Origin of the sequence: Vibrio hepatarius (assembly GCF_043642085.1) — a bacterium.
Classification (GTDB): domain Bacteria; phylum Pseudomonadota; class Gammaproteobacteria; order Enterobacterales; family Vibrionaceae; genus Vibrio; species Vibrio hepatarius_C.
The window spans coordinates 80773-95713 of record NZ_JBHZSA010000003.1 but is presented as its reverse complement, the minus strand read 5'-3'; the positions used below and the strand labels follow the sequence as shown (position 1 = coordinate 95713).

Genomic DNA, 14941 nt, shown 5'->3' with positions numbered 1-14941 from the left:
AGTGGGGCGTTACTGTCGAATAGCTTATTGAGCGATGAGCCCATAAGGGAGATTGGAGAAGACTTTTGGGTTAGCTTTAATCGTCGGCGCTTCATTTACTCTCTGCCAATCAAGCAGCATTATTGCTAACACATTGCGGTGCTCTCCATAGGCAATATTAAAGTCACCTGTTACAGAAGGGATCATCCCTTTTTCTTTGTCGATCGACTTTTGAATCGCTTGGCGAGTTTTTTCTACAACGGGGTCATTTTCGAGCCCTGCCAGTAAGAAGCTAATCCCAACTTCAGCGACAACATCTTCTTTTGCTCTAAGTAAGATGGTGTCAATGTTGCTACGGAAATAGTCATAGATCCATTGGTACTCTTTCTCATCGACACGATGCTGGTAGTACTCAGAATCAGCAAAGATAATGTGTGTTAAGCCGTAAATCTTGTTGCCGTATTGCTGCTTAGAGAGCTTGCTGTCTTGGCTATCAGGATAAGCTTTACGGAAGGCATCAATAAATGGAGTCACTACATCCTGTTCGTTGAGTTGGCGTAACCAAAATACCTGATTAGCAAGTTGCGCAGCCCAAGCTCGAATCATTTCGGGGTCGGTCGCATACTTCTCAAAATCATAACGGCGGATGACCTGGCGTAGCTTTTCATCTTCTTTGTGTTTAAGGCCATATTCGTTGGCTCTGGCCATAGAACCGAGTAGGTCAACGCCTAGATAAAGGTATTCTGGCATATGTTTCGTTACGGTATAGCGCCTGACACTGCGCTCGTCGGTATCATCACTGTAGCTAGAAACACGTTTCTCTGAATAGAGTAGGATTTGCTCTGGGGTATGCACCTCTTCAGCGAATTTATTGAGTCTGCTGGCGACGCGTGCCATATCACTCCAAACGGCCGCTGAATACTTAGGATCGAGCGTTTGTCTATACATTCTTAGGCCATAGTGCCCTTCTTTGAATGCAGGAAGCGTATAGAGCTGAGATTCGTATGTGTGGCGAATGATATCAGCAGAAGCAGTAAAACTCTCAGGTGTAGCTGATGCAAAGGTTGTTTGGCTGATCGCTAAGCCTAAGCATAGTGCGACAAACTTTCCACGCATGGGGTCATCCTCATAGGGCAATTTACCAATCTATCCATTAACACTATCAGAAATTTCTTATTTGATTGTGAGCAATGAGTTAGGACTTACCAATAACTGACAGTTTTAGGTTAGCGGCAATATTGATCACCCATGCCAATAAATTTATCTATTATCGGTGAAAAGTGCGGCAAATTAATGTACGTTTTATATAACTGATAAAAATAACAATCATCGTCATTTTTGCGTAATAAACCAAATATGGTTTGAATTTGTATTAATAGCGCGACCGTTTCTGGGGGATAAATGACTTATCATCGAGACAGGCATTACTACATTAGTGCTTTGTTTTTGACTATCTTTGTTTTTTCAATAGGGCTCATTGAGTTTCTAGATCGTAGCCAGAAATCCTTTCTGAGAGATAGCTTGTTGGCGCGAGCAAAAGAAGAACTTTCTATTGTTCGCTCTGAGCTTGAAGCGGCAATTGTTGCTGATATTTACGTGTCGAATAGTCTCTCCACCTTAGTCGCCGCCAATCCTGAGTTTGAGTTCTCCGGTTGGGATCTGATCGCTTCCAGCATTTTGCGCAAAAGTAGACATGTCCAAGTCATAGGGCTGGCCCCCGATGATGTCATTCAATTTATCTATCCCTTTGAAGGGAATGAAAAGGCGGTTGGGCTGGATTACCGCACCATTCCAAACCAGTGGCGTAGCATTAAAAAAGCGCAAGAAGTACAAGATATTTTCATCTCTGGCCCTGTTAATCTTGTTCAAGGAGGAAAGGGCTTAATTGCCCGAGTGCCAATTTTTACTGACCCGCCTTACAACACAAGATACTGGGGTGTGTGCAGCGTTGTTATTTCTCTCGATTCACTGTTTTTAGATGTGGGCATTTCATCATTTGAACACAAGTACGTACTTGCTATGCGAGGGATGAACAGTACTGGGATCAATGGAGAAGTATTTTATGGTTTACAACGTACTTTCGATAAGGCTTTTGCTGTAGAGGTGGTTCACTTCCCTTATGGGAGTTGGGCGATAGCGGCGTCAACGAAAGGGGACTTGTTATCCAGCAGCGAGTGGTACCGGGTGCATGCGGTTAGACTGTTGGGCTATCCGATGATGGTTATTTTAATCTTCGTGTTTGCGATTACTTTCCGTTTATATTCGCAAGCCACCAATCGATCCTTACATGATGAACTGACGCGCTTACCCAATCGGCGTTACTTTATGTATACCTTAAGCGAGCATTTTGATGCAGCGGTAAAGAATCCTCATAAGGATAAGTTTGCGATTCTTAATATTGACCTCGATAAGTTCAAACGAATTAATGATACCTACGGGCATGCAGCTGGTGACAAAGTCCTTATCGCAACCGCCGAACGACTTAAGAGCGTACTCAGGGCATCCGACCTTGTTGCTCGCATCGGCGGAGATGAATTCTTGATCTTGCTACCAAGAATCGATCGTGTGGAAGATGTTGATATCATAAACATTGAATTGCAAAAAGCGGTGTGTCACACCCCTGTTATTTTCGAGCAGAGCCTTATCAACATTCAGGTCAGTGTTGGCTACGCCTTGTACAAACCTGAACTCAAGGATGTCGATGAACTCCTTAAACTTGCCGATATTCGCATGTATGAAGAGAAGCGGCGCCAAAGTTTAAAAGAACACACAAATTAACGTACTCAAACGGCAAGATAATGTCACCCGTGCTATAGAAATAGTAGTGATGGTTATAAAAGTGCGTGCGTATGAAAGATCTAACTCAGTGGCTTTGTGAATATGGCGAAAGTCATCAAAACCCCATCAACCAGAAAATCCACAAGGTGGCCGTGCCGGGGATCTTCTTATCCGTTGTGGGATTGATTTGGTCGATTCCCTCGATTGAGTTATTTGGGCTCTCCTTAAACTGGGTTTGGATCGCGGCGCTTCCTGTTATGGTGTTTTACTTTCGACTCTCATTAAGTGTTTTTCTGATGATGCTGGGATTTACCCTCGCGTGTATCGCTTTAGTTTGGTCTATCGAACTGATGCAGATATCTATCTTTTTCTTCTCTCTCTCGCTTTTTGCGATCTTGTGGCTGTTCCAGTTTATTGGCCACAAAATAGAAGGCAAAAAGCCCTCATTCTTTGAAGATCTTCAATTCTTGCTTATTGGTCCTATTTGGGTGTTCCGCAAGCAGTAATACTTGATATGCACTCGTTTTATCGTTTGCGTTGAATCCCGTGTTCTAAATCACACTTCCTTATAAGTTTGTTAATTCCTTAGTGGTAGTAAATAACAAATGTGACAATTGTCATAGTAAATTACATGTTGTTACCGGTAACATTGTGGTTAACGTTACCGGTAACATAACAACTACAACCGGTAGGTAACCAAAAGTCATTCCGGCTAGATTGGATAACTGAAACGAATAAAGGAAACCCCTACTATGAAAGCAATGACGAAAACTCTACTTGCTGCTTCAATGACTGGTCTATTCTCGATGTCTGCACTTGCTGCTGACTTCACGCTGAAAATTCAATCGTCTGATCCTTCGGGCGATCTTAACTTTAAGGTTCAGCAAAACTGGGCAGAACGTGTAGAAACAATGTCTAACGGTCGTATCGATATCGACCTTCTACCAGTGGGTGCGGTGGTAAAACACACCGAAACATTGGGCGCTATCAAAATGGGTATCCTAGATGGCCAAGTGACGGCGACAGGTTACTTCTCTGGTAAAGATCCAGCGTTTGGTCTAATCGGTAACATGGTTGGTGCATGGTCAGACACCACTCAACTTCTGCAATACATGAACTACGGCGGTGGTAACGAGCTAATGACAGAGCTTTACGCTCCTTACGGCGTGAAGTTTGTTGGCGCATCGACAACTGGTGTTGAATCGTTCATTTCTAAAAAGCCAATTGATGGTGTTGATGATCTAAAAGGTCTTAAATTGCGCGCACCAGAAGGTCTAGTTCAGCAAGTCTTTGCTGCGGCAGGTGCTACGCCGGTTAACCTACCAGGTTCAGAAGTGTTTACTGGTCTAAGTAAAGGCGTTATTGATGCCGCAGACTACACAGTATTCTCGACTAACCAAAAAGCGGGCATGAACGACATCGCTACTCACCCAGTTCAACCTGGTTTCCACTCGCTGCCTTTGATTGATATTTCAATCTCTCAGAAGAAGTGGGACAAAATGCCAGCGGATCTACAAACGATTCTGCAAACGTCAGTACGTGATTTCTCTTACGATATGACAACTCAGCTAAAAATGGCTGACCAAGCAGCAGTAAAAGAAGCGCAAGCTAACCCAGAAATCACAATTCACGACTGGTCTCAAGAAGAGCGTAAGAAGTTCCGTGAGATTGCTAAAGGTCAGTGGAAGGTATTTGCGGAGCGCTCTCCTAACGCACAAAAAGTTTATGACTCTGTAACAACATTCCTAGAGACGAATGGTCTTCTTTAAGCTACTCACGCTTGTTTAGCTTCTCTGTGGAGGGCGAAAGTCCTCCTGTTTTTTCCAGGATTGCCCAATTATGACTGATAACACTTCACATACTCCACCTGAGCAGGAAGAGCAACCACGTAACATTCTTGATAGAGCCATTATTAAAATCAGTAATCTATTAAGTTGGTTGTTTATCGTTACTGTACTCATTTCATTTTACGAAGTTGTCATGCGTTATGCCTTCGATGCACCAACGACGTGGGTACACGAAACGGCCTCTTTTGTTGGTGGTTCTCTCTTTATTGTTGGCGGTATCTACGCCTTTGCGGCGAACAAACATGTTCGAGTTGTTCTTATCTATGATTCGGTTTCTGCTCAAACACGAAAATATCTCAACCTCGTTCATCATATTGTGGGTTTAGCGTTCGCGGGTATGTTGGCGTACGCATCTTATTTAATGGTTCAAGAGTCTTGGTTTACACCTTGGGGTGACCTTCGTCTTGAAACCTCTGGCTCGGTTCTCAATGCACCGTATCCAGCTCTATTGAAAGGCATCATCTTTGTTTGTCTTTGTGTTCTTGTTGTCCAGTTTGTATTGCACCTCATCCAAGAGATTGTAGGTCTAGGGAAGAAAGACGATGTTTGATTTATCTTCTATTGGCATCGCATGGGGCAGTATCCTCATGCTAGTTATGATGATTGGCTTGCTACTCACTGGTATGCAGCTGGCATTCGTAACAGGTTTCGTTGCGATCTTTTTCACGCTGTTCTGGTTTGGTCCAGATGCGCTTCCTCTCATTGCGAGTCGTACTTACAGTTTTGCATCGGGTTACGTTTTCCTTGCCGTTCCAATGTTTGTATTGATGGCTGCTCTGCTTGACCGTTCTGGTATCGCTAAAGACTTGTTTGACGCGATGAAGTCGGTTGGTCGCCGAGTGCGTGGTGGTGTTGCCGTCCAGACATTGCTTGTTGCAGTGCTATTGGCATCCATGTCGGGTGTTATCGGTGGGGAAACGGTTCTTCTTGGTATCTTAGCTCTACCACAGATGCTGCGTCTTGGTTATGACCGCAAGCTAGCGATTGGTACCACATGTGCTGGTGGTGCGTTAGGTACTATGCTTCCACCTTCGATCGTTTTGATCATCTACGGCATGACGGCGAGCGTATCCATTGGTGACCTGTTTAAAGCATCATTCCTACCGGCATTTATCCTTGCGGGCTGTTATATCGGTTATGTACTAATTCGTTGTAAGTTGAACCCTTCTCTTGCGCCGCTACCTAGCGATGAAGAAATGGCGGAAGATATGGCTAACCAGCCAAGCTATTTCAAAGCGCTGTTCTTCCCTCTGCTTTCTGTCGCAACCGTTTTAGGCAGTATTTACACGGGTGTTGCTTCAGTAACAGAAGCGTCTGCACTGGGTGTGGTCGGTATCATGATCTCTGCAGCGATTCGTGGTGAACTTAACTTCAATATGCTTAAAGAGAGTGCCGTCGCAACGATGCGTACCTGCGGCATGATCATGTGGATTGGTATCGGCGCAAGTGCTTTGGTTGGTATCTACAACCTGATGGGTGGTATCGACTTTGTAGAAGAAGTGATTCTTGGATTAAGTGGTGGCAGTGCACTGGCTACTCTCTTAATCATGATGGCGATCTTACTGGTTCTCGGCATGTTCCTTGACTGGGTAGGTGTTGCGCTTTTAACAATGCCAATCTTTGTACCAATCATCATTAGTCTTGGCTATGACCCAGTTTGGTTCGGTGTTGTTTTCTGTCTTAACATGCAGGTGTCGTTCTTATCACCTCCATTTGGTCCAGCGGCATTCTACTTGAAGTCGGTCGCACCAAAAGACATTACGTTAGGTGAAATCTTTACATCACTGCTGCCATTTATCGGACTTCAGGTTTTGGTTCTCGGCCTTGTGATTGCCTTCCCTGAACTAGCGATGTGGTGGAAATAACCCACCGTTTTAGATAACTCGAAATAACCAAAGAATATAGTGACAGCCTCCAGTGATAGTTGGAGGCTAAGGATAGTATTGTCCAATGAAAGCGAAAAAAATCTTAGTAATGGGCGTATCAGGTTGCGGCAAAAGCTTGATTGGCAGTGAGATTGCGAACGCTCTAAATCTTCCATTCCACGATGGGGATGACTACCACCCACAAACAAACGTGGAAAAAATGGCTCAAGGCATTCCACTGACGGACGAAGACCGTATTGGTTGGCTGGAAACGTTAAATAAAGTGTATGTTCAGAACGACAGCGCCGTGATTGCTTGTTCGGCTTTGAAGCCGGCGTATCGAGATATTCTAAGACACAACAACGAAGAGCTTGTGATTGTTTATCTCCAAGGTGACTTTGACACGATTTGGAATCGCCACAAAGCGCGTGAGAATCATTACTTCAATGGTTCAGCAATGCTAAAAAGCCAGTTTGAAGCCCTTGTTGAACCCGAGCAAGGTGAAGCACTATTTATCGATATCTCACAAGATGCACAAGCAGTCATTGCAGAGACATTACGCTCAATCCGTCAGCTTGAGGAACAGAAATCATGACTCGCTCTAACATAGCAATGATCGGTCTTGGTGTGATGGGTAAAAGCCTAGCGCTGAACTTACTTGACCAAGGTTTTAATGTGACAGGTTTTGATATCAGTGAAGCGCATCGTGAACGTGCTGAAACTGAAGCGAAACAACTTGCTCAGCAAGTGGGCAAGGGCGGCTTTGTTAAGGCAACGCATTTAAACCAAGTGTTAGATTCATTGGTGAAACCACGGGTGATAGCACTCTCTGTTCCGGCGGGTAATATTGTTGAATCTGTCATTGATGATTTGCTTGAAGCAGGTCTCGAGCAAGATGATATTGTGATAGATACAGGTAATAGCCTTTGGACAGATACAGAAGCTCGCGAGCAAAAATACCAAGAAAAACTGCGCTTCTTCTCAACGGCGGTTTCTGGTGGTGAAGTCGGCGCTCGAACAGGCCCTGCATTAATGGCCAGTGGAGACAGACAAGCTTGGAATTACGTGCAACCTATGTGGGAAGCGATTGCTGCAAAAGTGGATAGCAAAGGACTACCGGTTGGTCAGTTCGAACAAGGTGAACCGTGCGCGGCCTATCTAGGTCCTGCTGGCGCTGGTCATTACGTAAAAATGGTTCACAACGGTATTGAGTATGCTGACATGCAGCTCATTTGTGAGGTTTACCACTTTATGTCTGAGGTGCTGGATATGCCAGCCCTAGAGATTGGCCGAGTGTTTGAGACATGGAATCAAGGGGTTCTGAATAGCTACTTGATGGAGATCAGCGCTGAGATTTTGCAAACGTCTGATCCCATAACATCCAAGCCGTTTGTTGAAGTGGTTCTCGATAAGGCCGGTCAAAAGGGAACAGGCTTATGGACTGCGGTGAATAGCTTACAACAAGGAGCCCCTGCACCAACCATTGCGCAAGCCGTATTTGCACGCGGACAAAGTAGCCAGAAACGTAACCGTGTGATTGGCTCTTCGCTACTTCAAACTCATGTTAAACCAAGCAGTGGCATGAACAAAGAAGAGACGCTTGCTGAACTGCATGAAGCACTGTATTGCGCCAAGTTGTCTGTTTATGCACAAGGTTTTGATTTGATGAAAACCATGTCGGTCAAAGAAGAGTGGGATCTGGATTTTGCGCATATTGCCAAAATTTGGCGCGCTGGTTGTATTATACGCGCCGTCTTCTTGCAAGATATTACGTCGGCTTACCAATCTAATCCCAACCTAGAAAACTTGCTGTTTGCTCAACGCTTTATTGAAGAAGTGCATAATCGGTCATTTGGCTGGCGAGCGACAGTGGCAAATTCGGCTCTGACAGGTGTTCCGATGCCAGCGATCAGCTCTGCTCTGAGTTATTTTGATTCTCTCCGATGTAAAGTGCTACCAGCGAATTTGCTGCAAGCTCAGCGAGATTATTTCGGTGCACACAGCTATTCTCGCATTGATGAGGAAGAGGCCAATAAGTACCACTTAACCTGGAGCGCTGACGAAAGAATTCAAGTCAGCGTATAGAAAATAAAGCGTTCACAGTAATGTGAGCGCTTTTTTGTTATCTATGACAATAAAAAACATTTCATTCATAGGTATCATGTTACCAGTAACATCAGTAATAAGTTTATAGACTCTGTCATGGCCAATAAGAAAAAAAGACCCACATTACAAGACATCGCTGACCGAGTAGGCGTAACAAAAATGACCGTAAGCCGTTGCTTACGTGACCCCTCTCAAGTCTCTGAATCACTGAAAGATAAAATCAACCAAGCGGTTGAAGCTCTGGGTTATATCCCTAACCGAGCACCAGACATTCTGTCTAACGCAAAATCCAATGCGATTGGCGTGCTTGTTCCCTCGTTAACCAACCAAGTTTTTGCTGAAGTCATTCGAGGTATTGAGTCAGTGACAACACCCGCAGGCTATCAGACCATGATTGCGCACTATGGCTACAGCGTGGAATTGGAAGAGAAAAGTATTGCTTCACTGCTTTCTTACAATGTTGATGCAATCATCTTGTCGGAAAATGTTCATACCGAGAAAGCTCGCAAAATGCTGCAGACCGCTTCAATTCCTGTCATTGAGATCATGGATACTTTCTCGGACAAAATTGAACAAGCGGTTGGGTTTGATAACGCTAAAGCATCAAAAGCCATGACGGAAGCGCTCCTTGCTAAAGGACGTAATAACATCGCTTACTTTGCCGCTCGTATGGATGAGCGTACTCGTTTGAAGATGGAAGGTTATCAGCAAGCGATGGAGGCTGCAGGCAATCGAGTGGTAAGTTTGCAAACGGAAGACGCTTCCTCATTTACGTTAGGCGCTCGCCTTTTAGGGCAGCTAGTTGAACAACATCCGGACGTGAATGGAATTGTTTGTACCAATGATGATTTGGCGATAGGTGCAGTATTCGAATGCCAACGTAGGGGAATTCAAGTTCCTGAGCAGATGGCTATTGCGGGTTTTCACGGACACGATATCAGCCAGACCATGATTCCCAAGCTGGCAACAGTCATTACACCACGTGAAGAGATTGGTCGAATTGCTGCTGAGCAACTCATTCAACGTTTAAGAGGTGAAACCGATTGGCTAGAAACGATCGATCTCGGCTATAAGATCGAAATCGGCGAGAGTATATAATTGCATTTTGCAACGGATGGGATTTGTAAATTGCGGCAATTTGCAAAATGAAAATTTGTTATGCGCATTGTTTTTATGAAATGGATTAAAAAACCACCAAAAATAAAGCCGTTAGCGAGTTTTGAAAGTTGGCACGCATCCTGCTTTATGTAGATTGACCCTTATTAAGCCGAGGGTCACCTAGCCAACTGACGTTGTTAGTGAACCTAATTTGTTCACACTTATATATAGCCAATCACCTATCTTGTGATTGGCTTTTTTTCTTTTTGGCGTCTTGAATGTAGTTAGCTGAGAATAATCGGGCTTGTCTCGTCTTCACAACCATTGTAACAACTTGGCTTTCTTGGGCACACAGCGCCTCTAGAACAGATAACCCTCGCGTCTGTCTGAATACCCCGCTCAATCCAGTTAATATTGAGGATTTTTGCGATCGTCGTGAATTCTTTCTGAATATGACGAGGGATCGCAGCGCTGCCTCCATTACCAACACAGAGTGATTTAAGCTCTTCAGCTAGCTCTAACGAATTCCCTCCCTGAGCATCAATGGCTGGATTCAAATCAATACCGGCACATAGCACTCGATTGTTACCCGCGGGATCAGTCATATTGACAGATTCACAGCAATAGATTCTTGGTTCATCGCCTACATTAAGAATAGATATCTGTGCAGAGCTGCCTTGCTGAGGCTCTGACAGGCGACGAAATACTGCCCAGTGTTGGCATGGGTCATTAACTTTGCGCATATTTCCCCACGGGAGTGGAATGCCATTACCTCGGTACACCGCTTTTAGCTTGTTTTGTCCATAGGCATCAAAGTAATGCCAATGTGGATATGGGGATACCACGGTCATACGACGCATTGCGACGGAAGGGGAAACACCAGCTTTTAGGTGTACATCGATTTCATAGCCACTACGGTCGAGGAGCTGCCTGAAAGGAACCTTAGGGCATAGTAGCGCACCAGCGAAAAAGCTCGATTCAAAGTCTCGCCATGCTTGCAAAATATCTTGAGAGTTGAGCTCTGAACTTGGTGAGACTTGTCCTTGCTCTTCCCAACTATTGGCATGACCGACCGAAAGGACGCTCTTTAAGCCTTCTTTGCTGTGCAGGACACAATGGCCAATGTACACCGCAAGGTCGTACTTTAATCGAGTTGGGTACTGCTTGAGGATTTCATTCAAATAGATGCTGCCAGGAGGCTCAAAGAACGACGTCACCACTTGTTTCGCGCTGACGCCAAGCTCATCGACAACGTCTTTTGGCGGGCGAGATATCCAGCGAATCGTTAAACCGAGGCTACGAGCGATATCCATCAAATCTTCAGCCGATAGGTTGAGGCGTTTTAGTCCGACTTCTTCGGCGGCGCGTTCAAGATCAGGAAAGTGGTTCTGGTTACTTTCTTGGTGAGCGCGAATTAAAAGGTGAGCAAATTGCCTGCCTGTAATCCCAGTTTGAGAGAGCATCTCAGGAATGGCAATTTGTAGGATATCATTTGAGAACAGGAAACTTGGCTCGAGCGCCATTCCACTGATCCCGCCACGGTTTCCTTTGTCCGGCGTGATATCTGCCTGCTCGGGTTCATCGTCTAGAAACCAGGCGGGGTCTTTTTGAAATACTTCGGCGATGACTTCCAGCATATCGATACTTGGAACTCGTTTACCGCGTTCAATCATAGATAGGTAAGAAACCGACGGTGCGTACTCTGGGTTGACTCTAATGCAGCGTGCAGAAAGGTCCTCCATAGTTAAGTGATTACGCTTCCTAAGGTTTCTAATCTTTGTCCCTAAAAAATGGGACTGTCGAATTAAGCTTTTTGACACTGGCATTTTGTAAAATTCACACTGTAAAATTTTTGTTGTGAAATTGTAGTAAAAAATTCACTAGTATAGAAAGTAAGCAAAGTCACAAAACTTAAAACAACCCAACTCAAGTTTGAATTCTTTGCTCTAGGACATAAAGATGTGCCATTACTTTGAAATAACAGTCCGCGAGGGAAACACTATGAACATGCTTACTATCGATAAAACAGAAATCCAAAAACAAGACAAACCATTTATCGCTGAAGCAGTCTTCGCGGTTGAAAAAACGAACTCGAAGCAATCTTCAGAAAAACAAACTAAAGCGAAGCAGCTACTTGACCGTATGTTCCCGCTAGAGAATGGTTCTCATCAGGAAGTGACTGCATACATGGTAGATTATCGTCACCTTGTTGCTTACTTCAAAGATGGCACGCACAGCGGCTTGAAGAGTAACAAACAATTTGTTGCTTACAGCGGCGAGAAAGAGGAACCTACGTCTATTCTGTTCCGAGATGGTACAGGCAGCCACGTAGAACTAACGTTTGGTCGCAACAAAGGTACTGGTTGTGTTGAGCTGATTGAAATCGACGATATTCAGCTAGAAACATGCACTATGTTTCCTCAAGAGAGCTCTGAGATCTCGGCAATGCGTCACTGGATTAGCGTGGTAAGAGGGGACGAAAAGGGTAAACCAAAAGCGTGTACAGAAACTAAAGCGTATACAGCGAAGAGTGGTGAAGATTACGACTTAGAGTGTTGTTATACAATGAATAAATAGCCACAAAACAAAAAGGCCTAGTAGAAATACTAGGCCTTTTACTTTGGAGTCTAAGCGACAGTTATTTTGCAGCTTTCTTCTGTTGCGCTTTACATACCGCAGCAGTGAACACAACGTCTGTTGAGCTGTTTAGTGCTGTTTCTGCAGAGTCTTGAACCACACCAATGATGAAACCTACCGCAACCACTTGCATTGCGATCTCATTTGGAATACCAAACAAGCCACACGCAAGAGGGATCAGCAGTAGTGAACCACCTGCAACGCCAGATGCACCACAAGCTGATACCGCTGCTACCACACTTAATAGAAGTGCAGTCAGTAGATCGACTTCAATACCCATAGTGTGCACAGCAGCAAGCGTCAGTGTCGTGATAGTGATCGCTGCACCTGCCATGTTGATCGTTGCACCTAGAGGGATAGATACTGAGTACGTATCTTCGTCTAGCTTTAACTTCTCACAAAGAGCCATGTTAACTGGGATATTTGCTGCACTTGAGCGAGTGAAGAAAGCCGTGACACCACTTTCGCGAATACACTGAAGAACCAATGGGTAAGGGTTTTCACCTGTTTTAACGAAAACGATAATTGGGTTAACGACTAGAGCAATAATCGCCATTGCGCTAAGCAGTACTGCTAGAAGCTGAGCGTAACCCGCAAGTGCTTCGAAGCCTGTCGTCGCTAGCGTCGCAGAAACTAAGCCAAAGATACCAAATGGTGCTAAACGAATAATAAAGCGTACGATCTGAGAGACACCGTGGCTCAAGTCTTCAAAAACGGCTTTCGTTGTACCTGAAGCATGGTGTAGAGCAAGACCAAGACCGATAGCCCAAGCAAGGATACCGATGTAGTTCGCACTCATAAGAGCGTTAACTGGGTTATCGACAAGCTTAAACAGTAAGGTGTTTAGTACTTCAGCAATGCCTTGAGGAGGTGTTGCGCCTTCTGCACCAGATACCAGTGTCAATGTCGTCGGGAAAAGAAAGCTAAGTACTACCGCGGTCAAAGCAGCGGCGAGCGTACCAAAAAGGTAAAGTATGACGATAGGGCGCATATAGGTATGCTGGTTCTTTTTCTGGTTAGCGATCGATGCAGCTACCAAAATAAAGACGAGAATCGGTGCGACGGCTTTAAGCGCGCCTACAAAGAGGCTTCCAAGTAAACCCACACTTTGAGCGTGTTCTGGTGAGACAATCGCTAGACCAACACCTAATAAGATGCCTGCTAGGATTTGCAAAACCAGATTGCCACGAGCAAAGCGTGCAATAAGTGAGTTGTGTTGCATAGTTATCCCTACAATGAATTGTTTTATAGATTTGTAGTCATTTCAGTTATTGAAAACTGAAGGGGGTATACTATCGCCCTGAAATTATGTGTCTAGAATTATTTGAAATTTAGCATTAAAGGTTGCTGTATAACGCCTATTGTTGTTTTTATGTTGTAATTATGTTTTCTGATGGTTGTTCTTGATGTAAATAAAAAGGGGCGTAACGCCCCTTTTTAATGATGCAGAATATGATTAATATTCTTTGCCCTTCTTGTGAGAACGGCTTTCTTCTTGCACTCTTTTGTAAAACTTAGTCAGTTGTTTATAAGAGGCTCGTTGCTCGGCAAGTGTCGCTGTATTGCGTTGTTGTTCACGTTGCAGCTTAAGGTAGTTGGTCAGGCGGCGCGCTTCGAGTTCGCCCGATTCGATCGCTTCACGTACACGGCACTTCGGCTCATCTTGATGTTGGCAGTCCGAAAAACGGCATTGTGCAGCAAATGCTTCAACATCGGAGAATGTTTCTGCTACACCATCCGCACAATCAATGAGCTGTAACTCTCTCATTCCAGGAGTGTCAATCAGTACACCACCACTAGGCAAGAAGTGCAGTGAGCGACTTGTCGTAGTATGTCTACCCTTGCTGTCATCTTCACGTATGCCGCCAGTCATTTGAGCATCTTGATCTAACAAGCTATTGACTAAGGTTGATTTTCCGACGCCCGATGAGCCCATAAAGGCGACTGTTTTTCCGGCGCTACACCATGCTGTGAGTCTTTGACACTCGTTTTTGTCCAATGCGTTTAGACTTTCTACCATTAGCAATGGGTCAAGTGCCTGAACTTGAGCGCGAAGTTCACTTTCATTGTCGGTTAAATCCGCTTTAGTTAAGACGATAACGGGCTCTACTTCTGCTTCATGTGCGATAGCAAGGTAGCGCTCAATTCGACTTAGGTTAAAGTCATCATTCAACGAACAAACGATAAATAACGTTGTCACATTAGCGGCAATCAGTTGCTCGTGAATTTTGCTGCCAGCGGCTTTGCGATGAAAGAGTGATTGCCTTTCAAGTAGACGGCCAAAGCGTTGATTGGAGTCGAGAATTAGCCAGTCGCCAACGGTCATCGAGGGTAAAGACTTGTGAATATCAAGCTGAATTTCACCTTGCTCACTCATAAGCTTATAAATGCTTCGGTGATGTTCAGTTACTCTCGCGATCGTATGATCGTTTTCTAGGTCGTCTAATGTGAGTTGTTGTTGGAATAGGTTATTCCAGCCAAGTGTCGCTAATGACATAGGCATTTCTGTATTTGTATTCATGGTTGCCCCAAGTTTGCAGTTAACCTGCAGAAATTCTTTTAGGGTCTTTTGACCCCGGTCTAGTTACACCGGGCAAATAGGAAGGAAGGTTAGGAAAGCGATAAGTAATC

13 protein-coding genes are annotated in these 14941 nt (G+C 44.6%); 9 read left to right on the top strand and 4 right to left on the bottom strand.

Annotated features, from left to right (window positions below):
* Positions 1-24: 24 nt before the first annotated feature.
* Positions 25-1095 carry a DUF3541 domain-containing protein gene (locus ACHUFZ_RS06600; protein ID WP_394126445.1) on the bottom strand — a complete coding sequence of 357 codons (1071 nt, stop codon included), beginning with the start codon at positions 1093-1095 and terminating at the stop codon, positions 25-27.
* A gap of 285 nt (positions 1096-1380) precedes the next feature.
* Here ACHUFZ_RS06600 and ACHUFZ_RS06595 point away from each other — a divergent pair, with 285 nt between their 5' ends.
* The 8 genes from ACHUFZ_RS06595 to gntR all read left to right on the top strand — a co-directional run bounded on the left by ACHUFZ_RS06595 (position 1381) and on the right by gntR (position 9673).
* Positions 1381-2757: a diguanylate cyclase gene (locus ACHUFZ_RS06595; protein WP_394126444.1), complete on the top strand. Its 1377-nt coding sequence runs from the start codon at positions 1381-1383 to the stop codon at positions 2755-2757.
* A gap of 71 nt (positions 2758-2828) precedes the next feature.
* On the top strand, positions 2829-3263 hold the full coding sequence (locus ACHUFZ_RS06590) for an Mpo1 family 2-hydroxy fatty acid dioxygenase (protein WP_394126443.1): 435 nt from the start codon (positions 2829-2831) through the stop codon (positions 3261-3263).
* A 246-nt stretch (positions 3264-3509) separates the two neighbouring features.
* Positions 3510-4526, top strand: coding sequence for a TRAP transporter substrate-binding protein (locus tag ACHUFZ_RS06585; protein ID WP_394126442.1), 1017 nt, complete (start codon positions 3510-3512; stop codon positions 4524-4526).
* A 70-nt stretch (positions 4527-4596) separates the two neighbouring features.
* Positions 4597-5154 carry a TRAP transporter small permease subunit gene (locus ACHUFZ_RS06580; protein ID WP_394126441.1) on the top strand — a complete coding sequence of 186 codons (558 nt, stop codon included), beginning with the start codon at positions 4597-4599 and terminating at the stop codon, positions 5152-5154.
* A complete protein-coding gene (locus tag ACHUFZ_RS06575; protein ID WP_394126440.1) occupies positions 5147-6469 on the top strand; it encodes a TRAP transporter large permease in 1323 nt (440 codons plus the stop codon). Before ACHUFZ_RS06580 ends, ACHUFZ_RS06575 begins: the two co-directional genes overlap by 8 nt.
* Before the next feature lie 85 nt (positions 6470-6554).
* Positions 6555-7064, top strand: coding sequence for a gluconokinase (locus ACHUFZ_RS06570; protein WP_394126439.1), 510 nt, complete (start codon positions 6555-6557; stop codon positions 7062-7064).
* A complete protein-coding gene (gndA, locus tag ACHUFZ_RS06565; RefSeq protein ID WP_394126438.1) occupies positions 7061-8554 on the top strand; it encodes an NADP-dependent phosphogluconate dehydrogenase in 1494 nt (497 codons plus the stop codon). The genes ACHUFZ_RS06570 and gndA overlap by 4 nt, the downstream gene beginning before the upstream one ends.
* 117 nt (positions 8555-8671) lie before the next feature.
* Positions 8672-9673 carry a gluconate operon transcriptional repressor GntR gene (gene gntR / locus ACHUFZ_RS06560; protein WP_394126437.1) on the top strand — a complete coding sequence of 334 codons (1002 nt, stop codon included), beginning with the start codon at positions 8672-8674 and terminating at the stop codon, positions 9671-9673.
* Between the two features lie 284 nt (positions 9674-9957).
* On the opposite strand, the gene ACHUFZ_RS06555 is transcribed toward gntR, so the two are convergent.
* Positions 9958-11499, bottom strand: a complete 1542-nt coding sequence (locus tag ACHUFZ_RS06555; protein WP_134834053.1) for a DUF3612 domain-containing protein — start codon at positions 11497-11499, stop codon at positions 9958-9960.
* Between the two features lie 175 nt (positions 11500-11674).
* Here ACHUFZ_RS06555 and ACHUFZ_RS06550 point away from each other — a divergent pair, with 175 nt between their 5' ends.
* A complete protein-coding gene (locus tag ACHUFZ_RS06550; protein WP_134834054.1) occupies positions 11675-12250 on the top strand; it encodes an aldolase/citrate lyase/malate synthase family protein in 576 nt (191 codons plus the stop codon).
* A 61-nt stretch (positions 12251-12311) separates the two neighbouring features.
* Here the strand turns inward: ACHUFZ_RS06550 and sstT are convergent, their stop codons facing one another.
* Positions 12312-13532, bottom strand: coding sequence for a serine/threonine transporter SstT (gene sstT / locus ACHUFZ_RS06545; protein ID WP_394126436.1), 1221 nt, complete (start codon positions 13530-13532; stop codon positions 12312-12314).
* Positions 13533-13766: 234 nt separating this feature from the next.
* A complete protein-coding gene (gene rsgA / locus ACHUFZ_RS06540; protein WP_394126435.1) occupies positions 13767-14831 on the bottom strand; it encodes a ribosome small subunit-dependent GTPase A in 1065 nt (354 codons plus the stop codon).
* Between the last annotated feature and the right edge of the window lie 110 nt (positions 14832-14941).

What these genes read in the sequence shown, in the direction of transcription:
- ACHUFZ_RS06600 (WP_394126445.1), bottom strand. Translation starts at nt 1,095, where the DNA reads ATGCGTGGAAAGTTTGTCGCACTATGCTTAGGCTTAGCGATCAGCCAA.
- ACHUFZ_RS06595 (WP_394126444.1), top strand. Translation starts at nt 1,381, where the DNA reads ATGACTTATCATCGAGACAGGCATTACTACATTAGTGCTTTGTTTTTG.
- ACHUFZ_RS06590 (WP_394126443.1), top strand. Translation starts at nt 2,829, where the DNA reads ATGAAAGATCTAACTCAGTGGCTTTGTGAATATGGCGAAAGTCATCAA.
- ACHUFZ_RS06585 (WP_394126442.1), top strand. Translation starts at nt 3,510, where the DNA reads ATGAAAGCAATGACGAAAACTCTACTTGCTGCTTCAATGACTGGTCTA.
- ACHUFZ_RS06580 (WP_394126441.1), top strand. Translation starts at nt 4,597, where the DNA reads ATGACTGATAACACTTCACATACTCCACCTGAGCAGGAAGAGCAACCA.
- ACHUFZ_RS06575 (WP_394126440.1), top strand. Translation starts at nt 5,147, where the DNA reads ATGTTTGATTTATCTTCTATTGGCATCGCATGGGGCAGTATCCTCATG.
- ACHUFZ_RS06570 (WP_394126439.1), top strand. Translation starts at nt 6,555, where the DNA reads ATGAAAGCGAAAAAAATCTTAGTAATGGGCGTATCAGGTTGCGGCAAA.
- gndA (WP_394126438.1), top strand. Translation starts at nt 7,061, where the DNA reads ATGACTCGCTCTAACATAGCAATGATCGGTCTTGGTGTGATGGGTAAA.
- gntR (WP_394126437.1), top strand. Translation starts at nt 8,672, where the DNA reads ATGGCCAATAAGAAAAAAAGACCCACATTACAAGACATCGCTGACCGA.
- ACHUFZ_RS06555 (WP_134834053.1), bottom strand. Translation starts at nt 11,499, where the DNA reads ATGCCAGTGTCAAAAAGCTTAATTCGACAGTCCCATTTTTTAGGGACA.
- ACHUFZ_RS06550 (WP_134834054.1), top strand. Translation starts at nt 11,675, where the DNA reads ATGAACATGCTTACTATCGATAAAACAGAAATCCAAAAACAAGACAAA.
- sstT (WP_394126436.1), bottom strand. Translation starts at nt 13,532, where the DNA reads ATGCAACACAACTCACTTATTGCACGCTTTGCTCGTGGCAATCTGGTT.
- rsgA (WP_394126435.1), bottom strand. Translation starts at nt 14,831, where the DNA reads ATGAATACAAATACAGAAATGCCTATGTCATTAGCGACACTTGGCTGG.